The sequence below is a fragment of the Veillonella sp. genome, assembly GCF_018381775.1.
GTDB lineage: Bacteria > Bacillota > Negativicutes > Veillonellales > Veillonellaceae > Veillonella.
The window spans coordinates 1-22565 of record NZ_JAGZRH010000002.1 but is presented as its reverse complement, the minus strand read 5'-3'; the positions used below and the strand labels follow the sequence as shown (position 1 = coordinate 22565).

General features: G+C 37.1%; 24 protein-coding genes. 23 read left to right on the top strand and 1 reads right to left on the bottom strand.

What is annotated here, in order from left to right; all coding sequences use genetic code 11:
* Window positions 1-74 precede the first annotated feature (74 nt).
* From KH109_RS01340 to KH109_RS01230, 23 genes are all read left to right on the top strand, one after another.
* The gene (locus tag KH109_RS01340; protein ID WP_295214955.1) at window positions 75-866 is read left to right on the top strand and encodes a hypothetical protein; all 792 of its coding nucleotides are present in this window, start codon (window positions 75-77) and stop codon (window positions 864-866) included.
* A 68-nt stretch (window positions 867-934) separates the two neighbouring features.
* Window positions 935-1306, top strand: a complete 372-nt coding sequence (gene acpS / locus KH109_RS01335) for a holo-ACP synthase (RefSeq protein ID WP_024066570.1) — start codon at window positions 935-937, stop codon at window positions 1304-1306.
* A gap of 1 nt (window position 1307) precedes the next feature.
* Window positions 1308-2879 carry an NAD(P)H-hydrate dehydratase gene (locus KH109_RS01330; protein ID WP_295214951.1) on the top strand — a complete coding sequence of 524 codons (1572 nt, stop codon included), beginning with the start codon at window positions 1308-1310 and terminating at the stop codon, window positions 2877-2879.
* Window position 2880: 1 nt separating this feature from the next.
* Window positions 2881-3825 (top strand): ComEC/Rec2 family competence protein, encoded by a 945-nt coding sequence (locus KH109_RS01325; protein ID WP_295214948.1) that lies wholly within the window; start codon window positions 2881-2883, stop codon window positions 3823-3825.
* A gap of 245 nt (window positions 3826-4070) precedes the next feature.
* Window positions 4071-5168, top strand: a complete 1098-nt coding sequence (locus tag KH109_RS01320) for an N-acetylmuramoyl-L-alanine amidase (protein WP_295214945.1) — start codon at window positions 4071-4073, stop codon at window positions 5166-5168.
* 3 nt (window positions 5169-5171) lie between these two features.
* Window positions 5172-5732 (top strand): GerMN domain-containing protein, encoded by a 561-nt coding sequence (locus tag KH109_RS01315; RefSeq protein WP_156718963.1) that lies wholly within the window; start codon window positions 5172-5174, stop codon window positions 5730-5732.
* Between the two features lie 114 nt (window positions 5733-5846).
* Window positions 5847-6827: a thiamine-phosphate kinase gene (gene thiL, locus KH109_RS01310; protein ID WP_295214943.1), complete on the top strand. Its 981-nt coding sequence runs from the start codon at window positions 5847-5849 to the stop codon at window positions 6825-6827.
* Window positions 6817-7311 (top strand): tRNA (adenosine(37)-N6)-threonylcarbamoyltransferase complex ATPase subunit type 1 TsaE, encoded by a 495-nt coding sequence (gene tsaE, locus KH109_RS01305; RefSeq protein ID WP_024066576.1) that lies wholly within the window; start codon window positions 6817-6819, stop codon window positions 7309-7311. The genes thiL and tsaE overlap by 11 nt, the downstream gene beginning before the upstream one ends.
* Window positions 7295-8053 carry a tRNA (adenosine(37)-N6)-threonylcarbamoyltransferase complex dimerization subunit type 1 TsaB gene (gene tsaB / locus KH109_RS01300; protein ID WP_295214941.1) on the top strand — a complete coding sequence of 253 codons (759 nt, stop codon included), beginning with the start codon at window positions 7295-7297 and terminating at the stop codon, window positions 8051-8053. The genes tsaE and tsaB overlap by 17 nt, the downstream gene beginning before the upstream one ends.
* Window positions 8053-8502 (top strand): ribosomal protein S18-alanine N-acetyltransferase, encoded by a 450-nt coding sequence (gene rimI, locus KH109_RS01295; RefSeq protein WP_024066578.1) that lies wholly within the window; start codon window positions 8053-8055, stop codon window positions 8500-8502. The genes tsaB and rimI overlap by 1 nt, the downstream gene beginning before the upstream one ends.
* The gene (gene tsaD / locus KH109_RS01290) at window positions 8499-9530 is read left to right on the top strand and encodes a tRNA (adenosine(37)-N6)-threonylcarbamoyltransferase complex transferase subunit TsaD (protein WP_024066579.1); all 1032 of its coding nucleotides are present in this window, start codon (window positions 8499-8501) and stop codon (window positions 9528-9530) included. The genes rimI and tsaD overlap by 4 nt, the downstream gene beginning before the upstream one ends.
* A gap of 2 nt (window positions 9531-9532) precedes the next feature.
* A complete protein-coding gene (locus KH109_RS01285) occupies window positions 9533-10921 on the top strand; it encodes a sensor histidine kinase (RefSeq protein ID WP_295214937.1) in 1389 nt (462 codons plus the stop codon).
* A complete protein-coding gene (locus KH109_RS01280; protein ID WP_119208027.1) occupies window positions 10922-11488 on the top strand; it encodes a response regulator in 567 nt (188 codons plus the stop codon).
* A 200-nt stretch (window positions 11489-11688) separates the two neighbouring features.
* Window positions 11689-11970: a co-chaperone GroES gene (gene groES / locus KH109_RS01275; protein ID WP_004696047.1), complete on the top strand. Its 282-nt coding sequence runs from the start codon at window positions 11689-11691 to the stop codon at window positions 11968-11970.
* A gap of 113 nt (window positions 11971-12083) precedes the next feature.
* A complete protein-coding gene (gene groL / locus KH109_RS01270; RefSeq protein ID WP_024066582.1) occupies window positions 12084-13709 on the top strand; it encodes a chaperonin GroEL in 1626 nt (541 codons plus the stop codon).
* Between the two features lie 368 nt (window positions 13710-14077).
* Window positions 14078-14494 (top strand): DoxX family protein, encoded by a 417-nt coding sequence (locus KH109_RS01265; RefSeq protein ID WP_129823082.1) that lies wholly within the window; start codon window positions 14078-14080, stop codon window positions 14492-14494.
* A gap of 58 nt (window positions 14495-14552) precedes the next feature.
* Complete coding sequence (locus tag KH109_RS01260; protein WP_295214934.1) at window positions 14553-15809, top strand: diaminopimelate decarboxylase; 1257 nt, start codon at window positions 14553-14555, stop codon at window positions 15807-15809.
* A 296-nt stretch (window positions 15810-16105) separates the two neighbouring features.
* Window positions 16106-16849, top strand: a complete 744-nt coding sequence (gene sufC, locus KH109_RS01255; protein WP_295214932.1) for a Fe-S cluster assembly ATPase SufC — start codon at window positions 16106-16108, stop codon at window positions 16847-16849.
* A gap of 8 nt (window positions 16850-16857) precedes the next feature.
* Entirely contained in the window at window positions 16858-18267 is a 1410-nt protein-coding gene (gene sufB, locus KH109_RS01250) for a Fe-S cluster assembly protein SufB (RefSeq protein WP_295214929.1), read from the top strand.
* A 9-nt stretch (window positions 18268-18276) separates the two neighbouring features.
* Window positions 18277-19323: a SufD family Fe-S cluster assembly protein gene (locus KH109_RS01245; RefSeq protein WP_295214926.1), complete on the top strand. Its 1047-nt coding sequence runs from the start codon at window positions 18277-18279 to the stop codon at window positions 19321-19323.
* A 12-nt stretch (window positions 19324-19335) separates the two neighbouring features.
* The gene (locus KH109_RS01240; RefSeq protein ID WP_060924276.1) at window positions 19336-20565 is read left to right on the top strand and encodes a SufS family cysteine desulfurase; all 1230 of its coding nucleotides are present in this window, start codon (window positions 19336-19338) and stop codon (window positions 20563-20565) included.
* Between the two features lie 14 nt (window positions 20566-20579).
* The gene (gene sufU, locus KH109_RS01235; RefSeq protein WP_024066921.1) at window positions 20580-21005 is read left to right on the top strand and encodes a Fe-S cluster assembly sulfur transfer protein SufU; all 426 of its coding nucleotides are present in this window, start codon (window positions 20580-20582) and stop codon (window positions 21003-21005) included.
* Window position 21006: 1 nt separating this feature from the next.
* Window positions 21007-21690, top strand: a complete 684-nt coding sequence (locus KH109_RS01230) for an HAD hydrolase-like protein (RefSeq protein ID WP_295214920.1) — start codon at window positions 21007-21009, stop codon at window positions 21688-21690.
* Window positions 21691-21840: 150 nt separating this feature from the next.
* Here KH109_RS01230 and KH109_RS01225 read toward each other — a convergent pair whose 3' ends face one another.
* Window positions 21841-22347, bottom strand: coding sequence for an S-adenosylmethionine decarboxylase (locus KH109_RS01225; RefSeq protein WP_005386379.1), 507 nt, complete (start codon window positions 22345-22347; stop codon window positions 21841-21843).
* Window positions 22348-22565 lie beyond the last annotated feature (218 nt).

The window sequence follows — 22565 nt, the reverse complement described above, 5'->3', positions numbered from 1 at the left end:
GCCTATTTTTTATATATTTATATTTATGAATTAATATACGATTATATACATTTTTGTTTGATTGAGGTGATAATATGGATCAAGGTGTGATTGATTATATTGCTAATGTCTTTGATATACCAAAGCTTGCACAACCTGTAAGTGCGGTCCAAATACCTTTGCCGTTAACACGATTGGCGGAGATACCATTAGATAGTTCTGTTAATCAGTGCCAAGGCTTTTGTTATAACTCAAAAAAAGATGTATTTGTCCTCGCATGTATAAATGCTGATAATACAAAGCAAATTATTTATGAAATTAATCCCACAACGTTGCAAGTGGTTGCTAAGTATGAATATAGTCAAAAACGTTTATTAGGTCATATGAATACGTTAACCTATAATCCGAATAACAATCGCTACTATACTACTAATGCTGTTGTAGATGGATTTATTGTTACGCCTATAGAGGCGGATAGTATGATTGTTGAAGCGCCTATTAAATTGAAAGAAAAGGTATTTAATTTTGCCTTTGATAAAGACCGTAATGAATATGTGTCGATTGTGCCTTTAACAAATTCTCATCGTACTATTAACTACTATGATTCAAATTTTAATAAGGTAAAAACGTATAAGATTGATGCAGAGCATACCGACTTAAATAATAATGGTGCTTATGCTGCTAATGGTAACACTATTTTTACAACCTTAACGACCTTCGTTTTCGTCGATAATGAAGGCATAGTAAAGAATATAAGTCCTTATACTTCAGGAATGGAAGTAGAGGATATGGATTACCGTAATGGTCAGATGTACGTGGCGGTTAACCGTAAAGGTAAGGTAGAAATTTACAGTCTAGCCACATTGCCATTCTCTGTAAATGCCTAGATTTTATCTATGTTTTTATCCACTTTAAGAGTGTATAATATATATGTTAGGGTAATTTAGGAGTTATTATGAAATTAGGGAATGATATTATAGAAATTGACCGCATCCGTCAAGCTTTAGAGAAATCTCAATCATTTCGCGACCGTGTATATACGCCTCATGAGATTGATTACTGTGAAAGTCGAAATAAGGGGCGTTACGAGTCTTATGCCGGTATATATGCCGCTAAAGAGGCTTTCATTAAAGCATTAGGTACGGGAATGCGTCATGGATCTTGGCAAGATATAGAAATCGGTCATGATGAATTAGGGGCTCCCTTAATTCGTTTACAAGATACTTTTAAAGATATTTATGAAACATTAGGCTATACGGATACACATGTGTCGATTAGTCATTGCAAAGCATATGCAATGAGTACAGTTATACTTGAAGGAGCATAAGATGCAAATATTAACAACTGAAGATGCTCGATATATAGATCAAGAAGTACCTAAGCAATTAGGTGTCTCTTTAGAAATTTTAATGGAAAATGCAGGACGTGGCATTGTGGATGCTTTGTGGGGACAATATGACTTGTTTTCCTTAGATAATGCACGTTCTATCAATAGTTTTGTACTATTTATCTGTGGCACAGGTAATAATGGGGCAGATGGCCTTGTAGCAGCTCGTCATCTTTTAGAGCAAGGTGTACCTGTACAAATTGCACTAGTAGGTGATACGAGCAAATGTAGCGACCTTTTTGCAGTTCAACTCAAGAGATGTGAAGCAATGGGCTGTATCATTGATATGTTTGATGATTTTAATGATTGGTCAAATGTAGCTATAGTTGTAGAAGGCATTATGGGAACAGGGTTAGCTGGACGTCTTCGAGATACCACAATAGATATATTGCACGTTATTGATACTATGCGTAGTCAATATAATTTTGATTTGTGGGCTATTGATGTACCTGCAGGTGTTGATGCAACTTCTGGTCAAATCTCAGAGGGCACATTGTCTTATGATTATACGGTAACCTTTGGTGCTATAAAACAAGGTTTATTGTTGTATCCTGGCAAGGCTATAGGAGGAACAGTTATTGTTGCCCCTTTAGGAGCTCCTTGGCAGCAAGTATTAGTTAATCGTGATAGCACTATAACTATTGATTCAGATTTAGCAGAAACACTGATTAATTATCGAGTTCCAATGGCTCATAAAGGAGTAAATGGAAATACCCTAATTGTTGGTGGCTCTAGTGATATGGTGGGAGCCCCTATGTTAAGTGCAGAAGCTGCTGTTCATAGTGGTGCTGGTAAAGTTACATTATGTGTTCCTGAGATAATTAAACGGGCAGTACAAGGACGTATCATACCAGAAGTGATGGTTACCTCTATCAATGAAAACCATTCCATTTATGAAGGCCGTCAAGTAGTTGCTATTGGACCCGGTTTGGGTCGTACAATAGATATTCCGGATTTAGTAAATCATGTTATTGATTGCTATGAAGGTGCTCTAGTCATTGATGCTGATGCGTTATATGCATTAGGTCATGTGGGATCTGTAGATAAAGATGCATTGCGAGATGGTAAGGTTGAGTCTATATATAAGATGGAACGACAGTTACCATATTGCGTGATGACACCTCATTTAGGTGAATTTAGTAGACTTATTGATTTGCCTATAAAATGGATTGAACGTCACTATATTACATTGGCACGAGCATTTGCTAAGGCTCATCAGGTAGTACTAGTTCTAAAAGGAATTCCTTCTGTTGTGGCACTACCTGATGGTACAGTATATGTTAATACTATCGGAAACGCTGGTATGGGAACTGGCGGTATGGGGGATGTATTAACCGGAGTCATTGCAGGCTTTATCAGCCAAGGCTATTCCTTACAGGATAGTGCCATTTTAGGGGTCTATGTACATAGCCGCAGTGCAGATATACTAAGTGATACGAAAACTTGGGGATATACACCTAGTGATGTAAGTACTTCTATAGGCTGTGTCATTAGTGAATTATTGGGAGAATAAGATGACAAATAAAATACAACGCTTTATAGCTTTTTTATTAGTGCTATGTATTCCAATCTTTGCTATTGCAGGATGTACGAATAAAGATGTAGCTAATGCAGCATCTCAGACTAGTTCTAGTACAAATGAAGGCTATTCTATCGATACTAAGCAAACGAATCCTGAAGGTCATTTAGACGTATATATGTTAGATATCGGTCAAGGGGATGCTATACTGCTTAAGGTTGGCGATGAATATAGTATGATCGATACAGGTGACATAGAGCATCGTGAAAATATTGTAGCTCAGCTAAAATCTATGGGTGTTACTAAGTTAAAAAATATTATCATTACACATCCACATGCTGATCACATGGGTGGCTTCTATGCTATTGCGAAAGTTATGCCCATTGAACATGTGTATGATGATGGCATTTCTGTTGATAATAATATGTATAAAACCTATGAGAAATGGATTGATAAAAATAAAATCCAACGCTCCACATTGCGTAGTGGAGATGTAGTTGATTTTGGTCACGGTGCTGTATTTGTAGTATATGCACCATGGGCGGAACCTTTAACAGATAAAAAAGGGGCGCCAGATCTTAATAATAACTCTATCGTAGGTAAATTAATTTTTGGTAAATTCTCTATGCTCTTTACTGGTGATGCAGAATTACAAGAAGAGAAAAAACTCATAAAAGAGCAGAACTCTAGACTGTTTGCTCGTGTTCTTAAGGTAGGACATCACGGTTCTCGCACAAGTAGCTCTGAAGATTTTTTGAAATCTATTAAACCAGAAAGTGCATTAATTTCAAATGGCATGTATAATAGTTATGGTCATCCTCACGATATAACATTGCGTCGTTTGCAGGAGAACAATATTGCCATTTACCGTACAGATACGATGGGACGTATTCACATTAGTACGGATGGGAATGAATGGCAAATTACAACTGAACGTTAGCATCGATTGTATAGCACAAAAAATAATTTTAAGCAACTGATTTTTGTGTTTACTGTATAAAGACTTTATATAGTAATATGTATAATCGGCATACTAATCTTCATGTTTGTATGAAATAATCTATCTATAATCTAACATTAGTTTATGGATAGATTGGAACGATGAGATTTTGATTCACAAAGATATCATCGACTCATCTCTATGGTTTGGACACTACGTATGTCAGTTAGATTGGAGTGAATGTATTGCGTAAACTATTTTTTATGTGCCTTGCTGTCTTGATGGCTTTACCTCTATTCTTGACTCAAGCAAAGGCAGCTAATCTTGAAGATGCTCGATGGGTGACACGAACTGATGCACCTGTACCATATGTTCGTATGGTAATGGATTTATCAGCACCTGTGAAAGCATCTGCATCGATTAGCAAAGATGGGAAAACGACGACTGTTACCTTAAATAACACAAAGCTAAAAACTGCTAAAGCGAATATTAATATGGACTCTAGCATAGCTAGTTCTGCTAGACTTACAGAGGATGGCAGAGATGTGAAGGTAACAATCAAGACACCTTCATCTATCGATACGAGTGATGTAAAGGTATTTTCCTTAAAGAAAGATACGGTTAATAAGAAACCGTATCGCATCGTTGTAGATGTACAGAAAAAAGGTGTGGTAGCTAAACCTGCTTACTATGGTAAACGTCCATCTCCTTCTGCACATCCTGCGAAAAATATGCCCACAGGATCTGGTAAGTATTCTATTAGCGGTGGTTTATCTGGCAAGACAATTACTATTGACCCAGGTCATGGTGGTAGTGACTCTGGTGCCGTTGGACCTCATGGTGTACAAGAGAAAAATATTACACTACCGATTTCTATGTACTTGAAAAAAGCCTTAGAAAATCGTGGCGCTAAAGTGCTTATGACTCGTACTACAGACGTAGACGTATATGGTCCTAATGCAAGTGGTGTTGATGAATTAGGCGCTCGTGTTAATGTAGCGAACCGTAGCAATTCTGATGCGCTCATAAGCGTGCATATTAACGCATTTAACAATCCAAGCGTTGGTGGTATTGCAACATACTACTATACTAAAACAGGTAATGATGCTCGTTTAGCACAAAAGGTACAATCTCAAATTGCTAGTGTACCAGGATTCAATGGTGACCGTGGCATTCAAGAAGGCAACTTGTATGTATTAAGACATACTAATATGCCTGCCATTCTTGTAGAGCTTGGATTTATTTCCAATCCTAATGAGGAACGTGCATTGCAATCCCCTCAAACACAAGAAGACTTTGCTAATCGCATTGCCAATGGTATTGCTAGTTACTTTGGAGGTTAATCGATGAAATTACGTAAACAAGTTCTGTCGATCCTCTGTGTAGGCTTGCTTGCATTTGTAGCAGGTTGTACACCTAATCAAGCTCCTACAACAGGTAAAAGTGAACCTGTGCAAGAGACGAAAGTCAATAAGGATGCAGAAACAACGAAAGTATCTCAAGAAAAGGTTAAGATGGCCTTCTTTGTTCCAACAGAAGATGGCTCAGGGGTAACACAATCAACCGTTGAGATGGAGGCGGATAAAGTAACGCCTAAAGCCGCTCTTCTAGCGATGTTAAAAGCTGATAGAGCACAAAAATATCCAGTATTCTCTAAGGATATTCAAATCACATCTGTTACTGTAAAGGACGGTATTGCTTCTGTAGAAGTGAATGACGCTTTCGTAAAAGGTAATGGTGGGGACTTAACTGTTAAATTGCAAATGGCTGCCATTGTAAATACATTGACATCCTTTGATAATATTAATGGCGTTCTCTTCGTTAATAATGGTAAAAAGGTTCCTACTGTAGGTTCCTTTGATACGAAAGATCCTGTTAAACGGATGACAAACCTAATTAAAAAATAATTATATTAGGCTCATTGATAGCAGATAGTTGATATATCAACTATCTGCTATTTTTGTTGTCTTTTATATATGTTACAATACAATATGTATACTAATCGGAAGCCAGGTGATGAGATGCAATTAAAAGATGTAGGGGAATTTAATTTCATAAGCCACATTCAAAATGATACAATACATGATCCGAGCACTGTAATTACAGGGATTGGTGATGATTGCGCAGTGTATCGTGCTACAGATGAAACAGATCAACTAATTAGTACAGATACGATGGTGGAAGGTGTTCATTTTAGCTTTCGCTATATGAAACCATATGATGTCGGCTATCGCCTCATGACAGCTAATTTAAGTGATATTGCTGCTATGGGAGGGAATCCTCGACAAATAGTGCTATCTGTGGCGGCACCTGAATATATTGATACTGCTATTTTAGATGAAATTTATAGAGGTATTAAAGATCAATGTGCTAGATATCATATCAATATACTTGGGGGAGATACGGTGCGTACGGAAGGACCTATGGTGTGGACTGTTACCATCATAGGAGAGGTTCCTACTGGCACTGCTATTATGCGTAGTGGTGCGCAAGTTGGCGATATTGTGGGCGTTACAAATTATGTAGGTTATGCTTCCACTGGTTTAGGTGCGTTATCCTATAATTTAGATGGCTATACTATGACGAAGGTTGGTCATCAACGACCTGATCCACAAATTGAATTAGGTCAACAATTGAGACAACTGGGAATTCATAGTATGAATGATATTAGTGATGGCCTTGGTAGTGAATTAAACGAAATTGCATCGGCTAGTAACGTATCCATTGTTATAGAGGAAAAAGCAATTCCACTTCATGAAGAAACTTATGAATTAGCTAAGTATTTACAGACTAATCCAGTGGATTATGCATTATATGGTGGTGAGGATTTTCAACTAGTATTCACGGCTCCTAAAGCATTGATTCCTAAATTAGAAAATTTATCTGGCATTACTATAATCGGTGAAGTTATATCTGGACCATGTCATGTTCAGATGGTAACACCGGATAAAACGATTAAGACCATAGAAGCGAAAGGATATAATCATTTTCATGAATCATAAGGCACATGTTCAATTAGAAACTCATACAGTAGAAGATACACAACAATTTGGACAGTTATTAGGCAGATGGGCCAAACAAAGCGGAGAACCTTTATGTATTGCCTTAATTGGTGATTTGGGGACAGGAAAAACGCACCTATCCCAAGGTATTGCGAAAGGCTTTGGAGTTACAGAGGAGATTACAAGCCCTACCTTTGCAATCATGAATACTTATGATGTGGATAGAACACATTTATATCATTTTGATGTATATCGTTTAGATGATATAAGCGAGCTTGAAAATATTGGCTTCTACGAATATACAGAGGATTGCGTATCCATTGTGGAATGGGCCGATAAATTCCCAGATGAATTACCAGATGAAACATTATGGATTTATTTGACGCGCATTGATGATACAAGCCGATCTATCACATTAGGTAGTGATTACCTTTCAGAAGGTGATTTAGTAGAAATAGGAGGCCCATATGTGGTTAGGAATTGATACAAGCTCACTCGTTTCGAGTGTTGCTTTAATGGATGAACATAACCTTATTGGTGAGTTGACTATCCAAGCTGGATTAACTCATTCTGAGCAACTAATACCTCATATTGATATGTTATTGCGTGCCTCTCAAGTAAAAAAGAATGAGTTAAAAGGTATTATCGTTAGTATCGGGCCTGGTTCTTTCACTGGATTGCGTATTGGCATGGGGACTGCAAAAGCAATGGCTTATGCCTTACAAATTCCATTGTATGGTGTGATGACAATGGACAGCTTAGCTCGTAATGTTTCATATACAAATCGTACAATTTGTACTGTTATTGATGCTCAGAAAAAGCATGTATATGCTGGTTTATATAGATATGAAAATAACAAACTGGTATGTAAAGAGGATCCATTTGTTATTGCTGCTAGTGATTTATTAGATAAATTTAGAGAAACAAAGGAAGAGGTCCTATTCTTAGGGGATGGTATCAAGCGAATTGAAAAGCTCTTAGAGGAAAGGGATACTAATTTGACTGTCCTAGATATTTCACAACGTATTCCAAAGGCAAGTTCTTTACTATTAGCAGGTCGTGAATTGGTAGAACGTGAAGAGATATGCGATCCAATGGATATGGTTCCTTACTATATTCGTCGCTCTGAGGCAGAGGTGTTATGGGAGGAGCGACATAAGGATAATCCTGAAATGTTAAACCAAAATCCTACTGTGATAGTAACTGAAGCGGCAGGAGCAGAATAATGGAGATTCGGTTAGCGGCCATCGATGATGCCCAGGTCATTTATGATATAGAACAGCAGTCCTTTTCAGTTCCATGGAGTTTGGAATCTGTACTTGCTGAACTTGAAGGAGCAGATAATAAATTATATATGGTTATTTGCGAAGACAATCATATTGTTGGTTATGCTGGTGCTTGGCTCGTATATGATGAAGGACAAATAACAAATATTGCCATTATTCCTTCTGCTCGTGGTAAGGGATATGGCTCAGAACTTACTAAACAATTAATAGATGAATGTTTCAAGAGAGGTATGCACGAAATCTTCTTGGAGGTGCGCATATCTAATTTGCCTGCCTTAGCAATGTATAGAAATCTTGGGTTTTCTGTTAAAGGGATTCGTAAAGATTATTATTCAGAGCCAAAAGAGGATGCTTATATTATGTCTCTCGTTTCAGAGGAAATAGAATGAGTATTTACACATTAGCCTTGGAAAGTAGCTGTGATGAAACATCAGCCTCTGTCTTAAAGGATGGACGCACTGTTTTATCTAATGTTATTTCTAGCCAAGTGCCGATTCATAGAAAATTTGGTGGCGTTGTGCCAGAAATCGCATCACGTCACCATATAGAACAAGTTATACCTGTTATAGATCAAGCGCTACGCGATGCGAATGTAACGTTACAAGATATTGACCACATTGGTGTTACCTATGGTCCTGGTCTCGTAGGGGCATTATTGGTTGGTGTAGCTGCTGCAAAGGGATTATCCTTTGCTACAGGCATTCCTTTGGTACCAGTTCACCATATGGAAGGTCATATTTTTGCTAATTTCTTAGCTAATCCAGAATTAGAACCTCCATTTTTGAGCCTCGTCGTATCTGGTGGTCATACTATGCTAGTTCATGTAAAAGGGTACGAAGAGTTTGATATTCTTGGTCAGACTCGTGATGATGCAGCGGGTGAAGCCTTTGATAAAATTGCTCGTGTTATGGGCTTCCCTTACCCAGGTGGCCCTCATATTGATGCACTTGCCCTTGAAGGTAATCCAGATGCTATTGAATTTCCAAAGGCTTTAAGTGAGCCTGGTAATTTTGAATTTAGTTTTAGTGGTTTAAAGTCTGCTGTATTAAACTATTTAAATAGCAAGCAACAAAAGAATGAACCTATTAACCAAGCCGATGTTGCCGCGTCCTTCCAAAAGGCTATTGTTGATGTATTAGTTGAAAAAACGAAAGATGCAGCTCATACATTAGGTGAAACGCGTATTACCATTGCGGGAGGCGTATCTGCTAATAAAGGCTTACAACAAGCCTTAGAGGTTATGTGTAAGGAAGAAGGCTTTACCTATTACAAGCCTCATAAAATTTTGTCCACCGATAATGCTGCTATGATTGGTTGTCGTGCCTATTATATGGCTCAAGCTGGTAAATTTGGCGATTTAACATTGAATGCAAAACCAAGCGTAGAAATTGGTCATGTATCTTGGAAAGAGGATTAATTGTGGATATTGGTCAAGATATTTTAAATACAACACCATTAGGACCATTACAAACCTCATTACTTGAGCATATTAGTAAACTTATATCCTTTGGCGAGTCTTTGACCCGTCAAAGGATACAGATTTTTACGCCTCTTCTAGAAAAATCACAAGGTGATATGCAGCAACGTTCAGATATGCTATGCATTGAACGGAGCGAACAAGGTGTTATAACTCGTCAATTAAAAGGAAATAATACGTGGCATTCTATGATGGAAAATGGTCAACCTCTTATTGGGGTAGAGCATGATCAACGACAACATGTTTTTCCTGTTGTCGATAATGGCGGACGTATTATTGGGGGGATAGCTTTTACAGTATCTCCATCTATCAAGGTAGAGCAATATGAACAAGAATATACTTTATCTGATACGATGCAACGTCTCATGTTGACTGCTACGGACGAACAAATTCAATCTTACGAACCTATTTCTTATTTTGATGGTTTAATTATTTTTGATGATTCTCATAGAATTCTGTACGGCAATGATGCTGCATTACAACTGGTAGACTTGTTAGGCTTTGATCGACGCTTAGTAGGCTCTTCAATTTATAGCAGTACTTTAAAAATATCTGCTATCCAACAAGTCTTGGCAGATAGAACGATATATACTAGTGAAGAAATATATCAAGATATGGTAATTCGCCAGCATATGATTCCTATTGCGATGGGCCGTAATGAAACACGTTGTTTCCTCGTGCTTCATGATTGTACCCGTGAAAGTAAGCAGCAACAAGAATTGCTGGTAAAGAATTCTATTATCAAAGAGGTTCATCACCGTGTAAAAAACAATTTACAAACTGTTGCGGGATTACTACGTATGGAAGCAAGACGTTCTAGCCTGCCAGAAGTGAAACAAGCCTTACAAGAGGGAATCAATCGTATAGAAAGTATGGCTTTGGTTCACGATATTGTGTCCCATTATGATGAGGATTATATTGGTATCCGATCAATCTATGACGAGTTATGTCGTTTGTTGCGCATGAGTATGATCAGACAAGACCAAGAGGTTACCTTTACCTATAGTGGAGAAGATATATTGATTTCCTCTCATATGGCAAGTTATGTATCCCTCATAACTAATGAATTAATTACTAATAGCCTTGAACATGGTTTAGATGGTAAAGCAGGGGAGATTCGTCTAGCTGTTTCGGAATTAGAGGAATATATTGTATTAGATTTTTCTGATACGGGAAAAGGATTACCTCAAGATTTCTCTATTAACTCGAATAAGCGTTTAGGATTAACTATCATTAATAATTTAGTTACCCATGAGTTAAAAGGGCGTCTATCTGTTAAAAATACTGATGCCGGTGTTCTAGTGACAATACATATGAAGAAGGAGAAGTAAATGCGCGTTTTAATAGTGGATGATGAATCCCTTATACGTATGGATCTACGCGATATTATTGAATCCTCTGGTCATGAAGTTGTGGCAGAAGGGACTAATGGTGTTGAAGCCATCAAGCTTTGCAAAGAATATAAACCTGATATTGTTCTAATGGATGTAAAAATGCCAGAATTAGATGGCATCGAAGCAGCACGACAAATTGGCTTTCACCATGAAGCACCTGTAGTTCTATTAACAAGTTATAGTCAACAGGATTTAATAAATAAGGCTAGAGAATCTGGCGTATATGGATATTTAATTAAGCCTGTTCGTGAAGAACAATTGGTTCCAACCTTAGAAATGGCATTAGGGCGTTATCATAGTGATGCTGAGCTACGCGAAAAAATGGCTGAATTAGAACAATCATTAGAGGATCGTAAAATCATTCAAAAAGGAACCGGTATATTGATGGAGCTATACTCTATATCAGAAGAGGAAGCCTATAATCGTATTCGCGCCCTAAGTATGAAGAAACGAGATAGTATTGTTAATATCTGTAAAGCATTAATTAATCAAGTTTCAAAATAGATACAAAGACTAGTATAAGAATCAAAACTTATACTAGTCTTTTGTGTCTAATATCAAATAAAAGCTAAAAAGTCAAAAAATCAAAATTTCTGCTTGCATTTATTTTGACATAGGTTATAATAATACATGTGATTAGCACTCGGTAACTTAGAGTGCTAATAAATTGTAAATAATAACTAGTAAATAAGGAGTGACATCATATGTTAAAACCATTAGCTGACCGCGTTCTTATCCGTTTAGAAGCAAAAGAAGAAAAAACTAAAAGTGGTATTTTCCTTCCTGATACAGCAAAAGAAAAACCTCAAGAAGGTGTAGTAGTAGCTGTAGGTGCTGGTAAAGTTTATGACAATGGTCAACGTGTAGCTCCAGAAGTTAAAGTTGGCGATACTGTTATGTTCGCAAAATACGCTGGTAGCGAATTAGAAATCGATGGCGCTACTCATTTGATCATTAGCGAACGCGATATCTTAGCAGTACTATAATAGCTAATTTATAGCTGTATAGAGCTAAACCTACTATTGATACATTCTATATTGCCTACGGGCATATACATTCCCTTACATTAGATACTGTTATTATCTAGGAGGTAATACATATGGCAAAAGAAATCTTGTTTAATGAAGAAGCTCGTCGCGCTTTAGGTCGTGGCGTTGATCAATTGGCAAACGCTGTAAAAGTTACATTGGGACCAAAAGGTCGTAATGTTGTATTGGATAAAAAATTCGGTTCCCCAACAATCACAAATGATGGTGTAACTATTGCTCGTGATATCGAACTTCCAGATCCATTTGAAAACATGGGCGCTCAATTAGTTAAAGAAGTTGCTACTAAAACTAATGACGTAGCAGGTGATGGTACTACTACTGCAACAGTATTGGCACAAGCTATGATCCAAGAAGGTATGCGCAACGTAGCAGCTGGTGCTAACCCAATGATCTTGAAAAAAGGTATTGAAACAGCAGTTAAAACTTTGGTTGAAGAAATTAAAAAACGTTCCATTAAAGTTTCTGGTAAAGCTGAAATCGCTCAAGTTGCAAGTGTATCCGCAGCGGACGAAGAAATCGGTGGCTTAATTGCTGAAGCTATGGAAAAAGTAGGTAACGACGGCGTTATCACTGTAGAAGAATCCAAAGGCTTGCAAACTGCATTAAACGTAGTAGAAGGTATGCAATTTGACCGTGGTTACATTTCCCCATACATGGTAACTGATCCTGACCGTATGGAAGCTGTAATGGATAACCCATATATCTTGATTACTGACCGTAAAATTAGTGCTATCGCTGATATGTTGCCAACACTTGAAAAAGTGGTAAAAGTAGGTAAAGAACTTCTTATCATCGCTGAAGATGTAGAAGGTGAAGCATTGGCTACATTGGTAGTAAACCGTTTGCGTGGCACTTTCAAAGCAGTAGCTGTAAAAGCTCCTGGCTTCGGTGATCGTCGTAAAGCTATGCTTGAAGATATCGCTATTTTGACTGGTGGTACTGTAATTACTGAAGATATGGGCCGCAAACTTGATTCTGTAGAACTTACTGATCTTGGTACAGCTCGTCAAGTTCGCATCACTAAAGATGAAACTACAATCATCGATGGTGTAGGCGATAAAGACGTAATCGCTAAACGTGTAAGCCAAATCCGTGCACAAGTAGAAGAAACAACTTCCGAATTCGACCGTGAAAAATTACAAGAACGTCTTGCAAAATTATCCGGTGGTGTTGCAGTTATCGAAGTAGGTGCTGCTACAGAAGTTGAAATGAAAGATAAAAAACTTCGTATCGAAGACGCATTGAACGCAACTCGTGCAGCTGTTGAAGAAGGTATCGTAGCTGGTGGTGGTACTACATTCATCGATATTATCCCTGCATTGAACACATTGGAAGAAACTGGCGACGTTCAAACTGGTATTAACCTTGTTAAACGTGCAGTAGAAGAACCTCTTCGTCAAATCGCTTACAATGCTGGTCTTGAAGGTTCCGTTGTAGTAGAAAAAGTTAAAAATACAGAAGCTGGTGTTGGTTTCAACGCTTTGACTGAAGAATATATCGACATGGTTAAAGCTGGTATCGTGGACCCTGCTAAAGTAACACGTTCTGCACTTCAAAATGCTGCATCCATTGCATCTCTTGTATTGACTACTGAAACAATCGTAGCTGATAAAGTAGAAGAAAATGCTGCAGCACCTGCAATGCCTCCAATGGGTGGCATGGGCGGTATGATGTAATCAACTGCTTAGCGCATAATCTATAAAATTTAGAATAATCCTAATGAATTAGGAACTATATGTTCACTTTTTCATTAGGATTATTTTGTATTTATCTAAATTAGCAATGGTATTTTACAATACATATGATATAGACAGTACCAATAGTATAAATCGTATAAATAGCAGACGATTTTTCTTTATACTTATGATTCGAATTAGACTAACATATGAGGTTTATCAAATCGATAAAATTGATTTTGTATACCACATATGTTATAATTCTATAGAATTTAATATTGAGTCTAGTTTGACATGGTAGTTTTTCTCCTCTATAATAACGATATCGAATTATTTCGATTTTGTTTTGCTTTGAAAGAAGGATTACTATGTTAAGCTTTATTTTTAAAAGTAAACCTAATTATATTAATTTTGGCCTCTTAGTTTACCGTTTGGCACTTGGTATTTCCATGTTTTATCATGGATATTTAAAGTACTTGAGCGGTGCTGAAGGCCTTTATAAAGTTGGAGCTATGTTGGCACCATTAGGTGTACCTGGTGGTTATGAAATATTAGGTACTATGGCCGCATATGCAGAAATGATAGGTGGTGTACTTATAGTAATTGGTCTATTTACACGAATTGGATCTTTGTTACTCATAGGTACATTAGCAATAGCAACGACATTAAATCTTAGTGGTAGTTTCTTTAGCTGGGATTACCCATCTCAAATGGGCTTCGGTGCTCTTATGTTGTTCTTCGCTGGCGCAGGTCGCTATAGCCTTGATAAAGCTTTATTTAAATAATAATTAGGATAATAGACTCATCGTTTGATGGGTCTTTTATTTGTATAGCGAGGTTATTATGAATACAAAAACAGTTCCGTTTACAGCTGAACAATTGGAAAATATTATTGCCCAATACCCAACACCATTCCATATTTATGATGAAGAAGGTATCATTGAAAATATGAAAGCATTCATTAATGCATTTTCTTGGAATAAAGGGTTCAAACAATATTTTGCTGTAAAAGCAACTCCTAATCCATATATTATGCGTGTATTACAAAAGCTCGGTGTAGGTGCCGATTGTTCTTCCTTAGCAGAGTTAATGCTATGTGAAAAAGTGGGCATTACAGGTCATGATATTATGTTCACATCTAATGACACACCATATGTGGAATATAAAAAAGCACTTGAATTAGGTGCTATCATCAATCTTGATGATATTACTCATATTGAATATTTGGAAAAAAATCATGGTTCTTTGCCTGATACATTCTGCGTACGTTATAACCCAGGCTCCTTAAAAGAAGGCGGCAATACAATTATCGGCCTTCCTGAAGAAGCTAAATACGGTATGACACGTGAACAAATTTTTGAAGCTTACAAACAATTGCAAGCTAAAGGTGTAAAACACTTTGGTATCCATACAATGGTTGTATCTAACGAGCTTGATATTGATGGCTTAGTTGGCACTGCTGAACTTTGCTTCAATCTAGCAGTAGATATTAAAAATGAACTAGGCATCAATGTTGAGTTTATTGATCTTGGTGGTGGTGTAGGTGTTGCTTATAAACCAGAACAAACACCTGTAGATTTCAAAGCGCTTAGCAAGGGTGTAGAAGAGGCTTACAATAGAATTCTCGTAGCTAATGGCCTTGGTGATGTAGCATTGGCTTATGAATGTGGTCGTATGGTTACAGGTCCATTTGGTTACTTAGTTTCTACAGCAATTCACAAAAAGGATATTTATCGTCACTACATCGGTTTAGATTCCTGTATGGCAAACCTTATGCGTCCAGCATTATATGGTTCTTACCACCATATTACTGTAATGGGTAAAGAAAATGCACCTAAGGATCACGTGTACGATGTAACTGGTTCTTTATGTGAAAATAATGATAAATTTGCTATTCAACGTGAGTTGCCAAAAATCGATATTGGGGATCGTATCATCATTCATGATGCTGGTGCGCACGGTCACTCTATGGGCTTCAACTATAATGGTAAATTGCGCTCTGCTGAGTTGTTATTACATAAAGACGGTTCTGTTACACAAATTCGTCGTGCTGAAACATATGATGATTTGTTTGGCACCCTCGATTTCTCTAACCTATAATTTAATATTGAGAATCGAATAGGATGAGAATGAATATTAATAAAAACCTATCAATATATGTAATATATGATATTCTTTTAATTCCTGTATATTTTAGTAGGAATATCTTGCTATCATTTAGATAAGACTGTATAATGATTATAGATTGTTATGCACATACTTGCTAAGTTAGCGAGAATTACGGCGGTATTCACGTTAGTGCGTACCGCCTTTTTATATGTGTCAATATATACGTTTTACATATAATGCTTGTATGTTTCTTATCGATACATACATTATGAGAAGGAGTGAACATTTTGGCTGAATTACTTCAGATAAAAGATTTAAAGGTATCCGTTGAAGGTAAACAAATCTTAAAAGGTATCGACTTAACAATTAATAAAGGTGAAATCCATGTTGTAATGGGTACGAATGGTGCAGGTAAATCTACACTTGCCAATGCTATTATGGGTAACACTACATATACTGTAGATAGTGGCTCTATTATTTTTGATGGTAAAGATATTACGGAAGATGCAGTAAATGATCGTGCGAAAGCAGGTATCTTTATGTCCTTCCAAAATCCAATTTCTATTCCTGGCATTACAGTAGAAAACTTTATCCGTACTGCGAAATCTACAATTACTGGTGAAAATGTACGTGCTTTATCTTTCAAAAAAGAATTGAAAGAAAAAATGGATGAATTATCCTTCGATGTATCTTATGCACAACGTTATGTAAATGAAGGGTTCTCCGGTGGTGAACGCAAGAAAAATGAAATTCTTCAAATGTCCATTTTGAATCCTAAATTGGCTATTCTTGATGAAACAGACTCCGGCCTTGACGTAGATGCGGTTCGTATCGTATCTGAAGGTGTACAACGTTTCCATAACGAAGAAAATGCTGTATTGATCATTACTCACCATAACCAAATCTTGCAAAAATTAAAACCTGATTTCGTTCATGTATTGATCAATGGTAAGATCGTTAAAACTGGTGATGCTTCTCTTGTACGTGAAATCGAAGAAAAAGGTTACGACGCATACAAAGCATTAGCATAGGAGGCACAATGGAAGAAAGAAAGAAAACCCAAGTCGCGGATATGGACCGTGGTGTCTACGATATTAAGAATGACTTTGAATATTCTTATATTTCTGATGCTGGTTTAACAGAAGATATTATCCGTGAAATTTGGTCTAATAAAAATGAACCTGAATGGATGCTTGACTTCCGTTTGAAATCTTTAGAAATCTACAATCGCATGGGTATTCCAAATTGGATTCCTGATATTTCTGGCTTAGATATGGCAAATATCCATACTTATGTTAAGCCAAAAGTAGATATGAAAGAAAACTGGGACGAAGTTCCAAAAGAAATTAAAAGTACTTTTGACCGCTTAGGTATTCCAGAAGCGGAAAAAACATCTCTTGCAGGTGTTGGTGCTCAATATGACTCTGAAGTTGTATACCACAGTATTCAAGAAGATCTTGTTAAACAAGGCGTTATCTATACTGATATTGAAACCGCACTTCATGAGCATGAAGAAATCGTAAAAAAATACTGGATGACATTGATTCCACCTACAGATCATAAATGGGCTGCTCTTCATGGTGCCGTTTGGTCTGGGGGTTCCTTCGTATATGTTCCAGCAGGCGTACAAGTAGAAATTCCGTTGCAATCCTATTTCCGCTTGAATGCACCAGGTGCTGGTCAGTTTGAACATACTATGATCATCGTAGAAGAAGGGGCTAAATTGCACTTCATCGAAGGCTGTTCCGCTCCTAAATATGACGTATCTAACCTTCATGCCGGTGCTGTTGAATTGTTTGTAAAGGATAATGCTACATTGCGTTATTCTACAATTGAAAACTGGTCTAAAAACATGTACAACCTTAACACAAAACGTTGTGTAGTAGGTAAAGGTGGTACTATTGAGTGGGTATCTGGTTCCTTCGGTTCTAAGGTATCTTGCTTGTATCCAATGAGTATCCTTAATGGTGAAGGTGCACATGCTGAATTCACAGGTGTAACATTTGCTGGCGAAGGACAATTCCTTGATACTGGTTGTAAGGTAGTTCATAATGCTCCTTACACAACTAGTAATGTAAACTCTAAATCTATTTCCAAATCCGGTGGTGCTGCTATTTATCGTGGTCTTTTGAAAATTGGTCCTAAAGCAGAACATTCCAAAGCGACTGTATCTTGTGAATCCTTGATGCTTGATGCAGAGTCTCAATCTGATACAATTCCAGCTATTATCGTAGAAAACGATAATGTGGATTTAGGTCATGAAGCAAAAATCGGTCGTATTTCCGACGAAGCGATTTTCTATCTCATGACACGTGGTATTAGCGAAGAAGAAGCTCGTGCAATGCTCGTTCGTGGTTTCGTTGAGCCAATCTCCAAAGAATTACCACTTGAGTATGCTGTAGAAATGAACAATCTAATCAATCTTGAATTAGAAGGTTCTATCGGTTAAGGAGGAATTATGAGCGAATTACTATTTAATGAACTCCCTAGACCGACATTCAGATGGTTGCGTGTTAACCATACTGTAAGCTCTCTAGCTGGAGAAGATACATCTGTACAAGCCATCGCTGTAGAAGCGAATCAAAATATACTTTCACCATTGCCTACAGGAACAGCACTGTTAGATGCTAAATATGAAGGTGCTAATAAGGATGCTGTTCAAGCATTGGTGGATAATGCAGAAGGTTATGCTATCAATGTTCCTGCTAAGGCAAAGGAAGTTGTAGGCATCCGCATTGATGCTAATGCACGTGTAGCTAATCGTTTCCAATTCATCGTTGGTGAAGAGGCAGAACTAGAGGTCCAATTCTATGTAACTGGCGCTGGTGAAGCATTAACAAATGTTAGCTATCTAAATGAATACGATGTAAAAGAAGGCGGTAAAGTTGTAGTGAAAAAGGTAAATCTTTTACCTGAACATGTACAACATATCGAACATCGTTATACAAAATTGGAAGATAAAGCAGATGTAGAATACATTAACATTGAACTTGGTGGTAGTGAAAATATTTTGAACTACTATCATGATTTAGTAGGTCAAGAATCTCGTATGGTTCATGATATTGCTTATCTTGGTAACGAAGAACAAAAATTTGATATCTCCATGGTTATGAGTCATGGTGGTAAAAAATCCTTTAGTGATATTCATACATTAGGTGCTCTTAGTGGCAATTCTAAAAAATCTTTCCGTGGTACTCTTGATTTCCTTCATGGTGCAACAGCTTCTGAAGGTGCGGAAGAAGATACTTGCTTATTGTTAGATCCAACTGTAAAATCTGTTTCTTTACCTCTATTATTGTGTAAAGAAGATAATGTAGTGGGTAATCATGCAGCGAGTGCAGGCCAAATTGATCATAATAAATTGTTCTATATCATGAGCCGTGGCTTTAGTGAAGTAGAAGCAAAACATATCATTGTAGAATCTATGATTCGACCTATTATTGATCGCATTGGTGACGAAACGATTGAAGAAGCAGCGTTAGCAGCTGTACGTAATAAAATTTAAAGAGGCGTTTTTATGAGACCAATTGCAGAAGCATACAAAGACTTTCCTATACTACATAAAGAGCATAATGGGCACCGCGTTATCTATTTGGATAGTGGTGCTACTGCACAAATTCCACAATCCGTAATTGATCGTGTTGTGGAACATATGACACAACGTAATGGTAATCCACATCGTGGCTCTCATATTTTAGCTATTGAAGCATCTGAAGACTATGAAAATGCACGTGATCGCGTAGTTGAATTTATCAATGCTCGTGAACGTGAAGAAGTTGTATTTACACGTAATAGTACAGAATCTATGAACTTGATTGCTCATAGCTATGGTCTTCATAATGTGAAGAAAGGTGACAAAATTGTCATTACTGTTGCGGAACATCATGCCAATCTTGTAACATGGCAATATGTAGCAGAACAAACAGGGGCAACCTTAGAATATATGTACCTTGATGAACATGGGCATTTAAAAGATGGTGAAATCAATAAAATTGATGAGAACACTAAAATTGTTGCCTTTGCTCATGTTAGTAACGTGCTTGGTATGGAATTCCCTGTAAAGGAATTAACTGAAAAAGCGCATTCCGTAGGTGCTGTAGTAGTTCTCGATGGTGCTCAATCTACACCTCATAAAAAAATTGATGTTCAAGAATTAGATTGTGATTTCTTCGTATTCTCTGGTCATAAAATGTGTGCATCTCAAGGGATTGGTGTACTTTATGGTAAACGTGAGTTGTTAGAAGCTATGCCACCTTTCCTATTGGGTGGGGATATGATTGAATATGTAAAAGAACAAACTGCTACATTCAATGAGCTTCCATATAAGTTTGAAGCAGGTACACCAAATGCTGACGGTGCCGTTTCCTTGCATGCGGCAATTGATTATTTAGAATCCTTTGGCATGGATGCTATTGAAGCCTACGAAGAGGAACTAGTAGCATATATTCTTCCTAAAATTGTTGCATTGCCACATGTTCATGTGATTGGTTCCCAAAACCCTAAGGAAAAACATGGCGTAATTGCATTCACTGTAGATGATGTCCATCCTCATGATGTAGCTACAATTTTGGATTCTAAAGGCATTTGTGTTCGTTCTGGACACCATTGTGCACAACCATTAGGTGCATTCTACAATGTATCTGCATCTACTCGTCTAAGCATGTACTTATATACTCGTAAGGAAGATCTAGATGCATTCCTTGAAGTATTGAAGACAGTTCGTTCAGTAATGGGTTTTAAAGATTAGGAGATTTACCATCAATGGAAATGGATCAATTATATACAGAACTTATTTTGGAACATAACCAAGATAAGCGTAATAAACATGAGTTAGCTCATTTTACAAATTCTGAACATGGCCATAACCCTAGTTGTGGTGATGATCTAACATTACAACTCAACGTAGAAGATGGCATTATCAAAGATGCTGCTTACACCGGCTCTGGATGTGCTATCAGTCAAGCGTCTGCATCTATGATGATTGATATCATTAAGGGCAAATCTGTTGAGGAAGCTCTTCGTTTGGTAGAAATTTTCTTAGGTATGATCAAAAAAGAAATTACTGATGAAAATGAGTTAGAAGAATTAGAAGATGCTATGGCATTGCAAAATATTTCTAACATGCCAGCACGTGTTAAGTGTGCAGTTCTTGCATGGCATACATTAAAAGAGGCTTTAAAGAAATAATATGAAGAAAACAATATTATTTGATTTAGATGGAACTTTAACAGATTCTCAAGAAGGTATTCTTAAAAGTATTAAATTTGCATTGGAACATTTTGGCTATGATGTACCAGATGAAGAAACATTGCAATTATTTTTAGGACCACCATTGGTAGATGCTTTTCAAGAACATTGTGGCATGACCTTTGAGCAAGCGGAAGAAACGTACTTTAAATTCCGTGAACGATATGGTACAATCGGTAAATTTGAAAATCAAGTGTATCCGAATATTGTAGACTTATTGGCTAAATGCAAAACAGAACAATATACTATTGCCGTTGCTACAGCAAAGCCTGAGCATTATGCTAAGGATATTTTAGATCACTTTGAATTAACACCTTACTTTGATGTAATTGTGGGAGCTAATTATGAAAGTGGTTTATTGCATAAGAAAGAGATTCTTGAAAAGGCTCTTAAACTTTGTGGTAATCCTTTAACTGATGACAATGGTCGTCGTTTGGCCTTTATGGTAGGCGATCGTAAGTATGATGTAGAGGCAGCTAACGAACTTGGTTGTATTTCTATCGGTGTTACTTATGGTTATGGTACAGAAGCTGAACTAAAAGAAGCCGATGCAGAGTACATCTGTGATGATGTTGATGAAATTGCTGATGTTCTCGATCTTGAAGAAATGATGGTTCGTAGATAAGCTATTATAAATAAAATATGAACCTTAAAAAGGCTAGAGGAATTTCCTCTAGCCTTTTTGTATCTATCTAAAAAAGACTAACTAATGAACTGCACCCCAAAAATTGTGTCCAATTTTTGGGGTGCAGTCCATAAGGTTAGTCCTTTTGTATTATTTTTTTAGGCCACTTTTTTTAGCTAATGTTTTGATAACCTTAGCACTTTGTTTTTTCAACTTGCCACCTGTTTGTTTGAGTTGAATACGTGTACGAGAAACACGACCAAGTGTAGTAATCTTAGTTTTGCGACGTGGCTTCATATCGCGCTCGTTACCAAAGTCGCCACGTTGTACACTTGTTGCTTTTACCTTTTCTGCTCTGAAAGATTTACGCAATGCTTTCATAATTAATGTGAGCGGTAAGGATTGCTCAAAAGAATACAAATCTACAGCCACATAACCTAGAGCAGGATACGTGTGCAACGTAAAGTGAAAGCCTGGTGCAACAGATAGGAGGGCGATCTCCTCGTCCATAACTTGACAACTGATTTCATCAACATCAAGGTCAGCTAAATCAAATGCGGTTGCTACACTTTCTTGTACAGCTGTAGCGGATGAGATTGCATCTTCATCGCAGGAATATAAATCAATTAACAGTTCTTGTCCTAATGCTTCTGCCATAACAACACCTTCTTTCATAAAAATATATCTCATTTATTATACCTATAATTTAAGATTAAGTCCAATTATAGGGGGATGTATTAAAAGGTCAAATGTATAGTATAGAAATTTGACCTTTATATTATTGTCTTTAGACTGGTTCGCGACGTAGTCGCGAATCATAAAACCACCCGCTATGCGGGTGCGGCAACGAAAGTTATACAAAAAAATCACCTTGC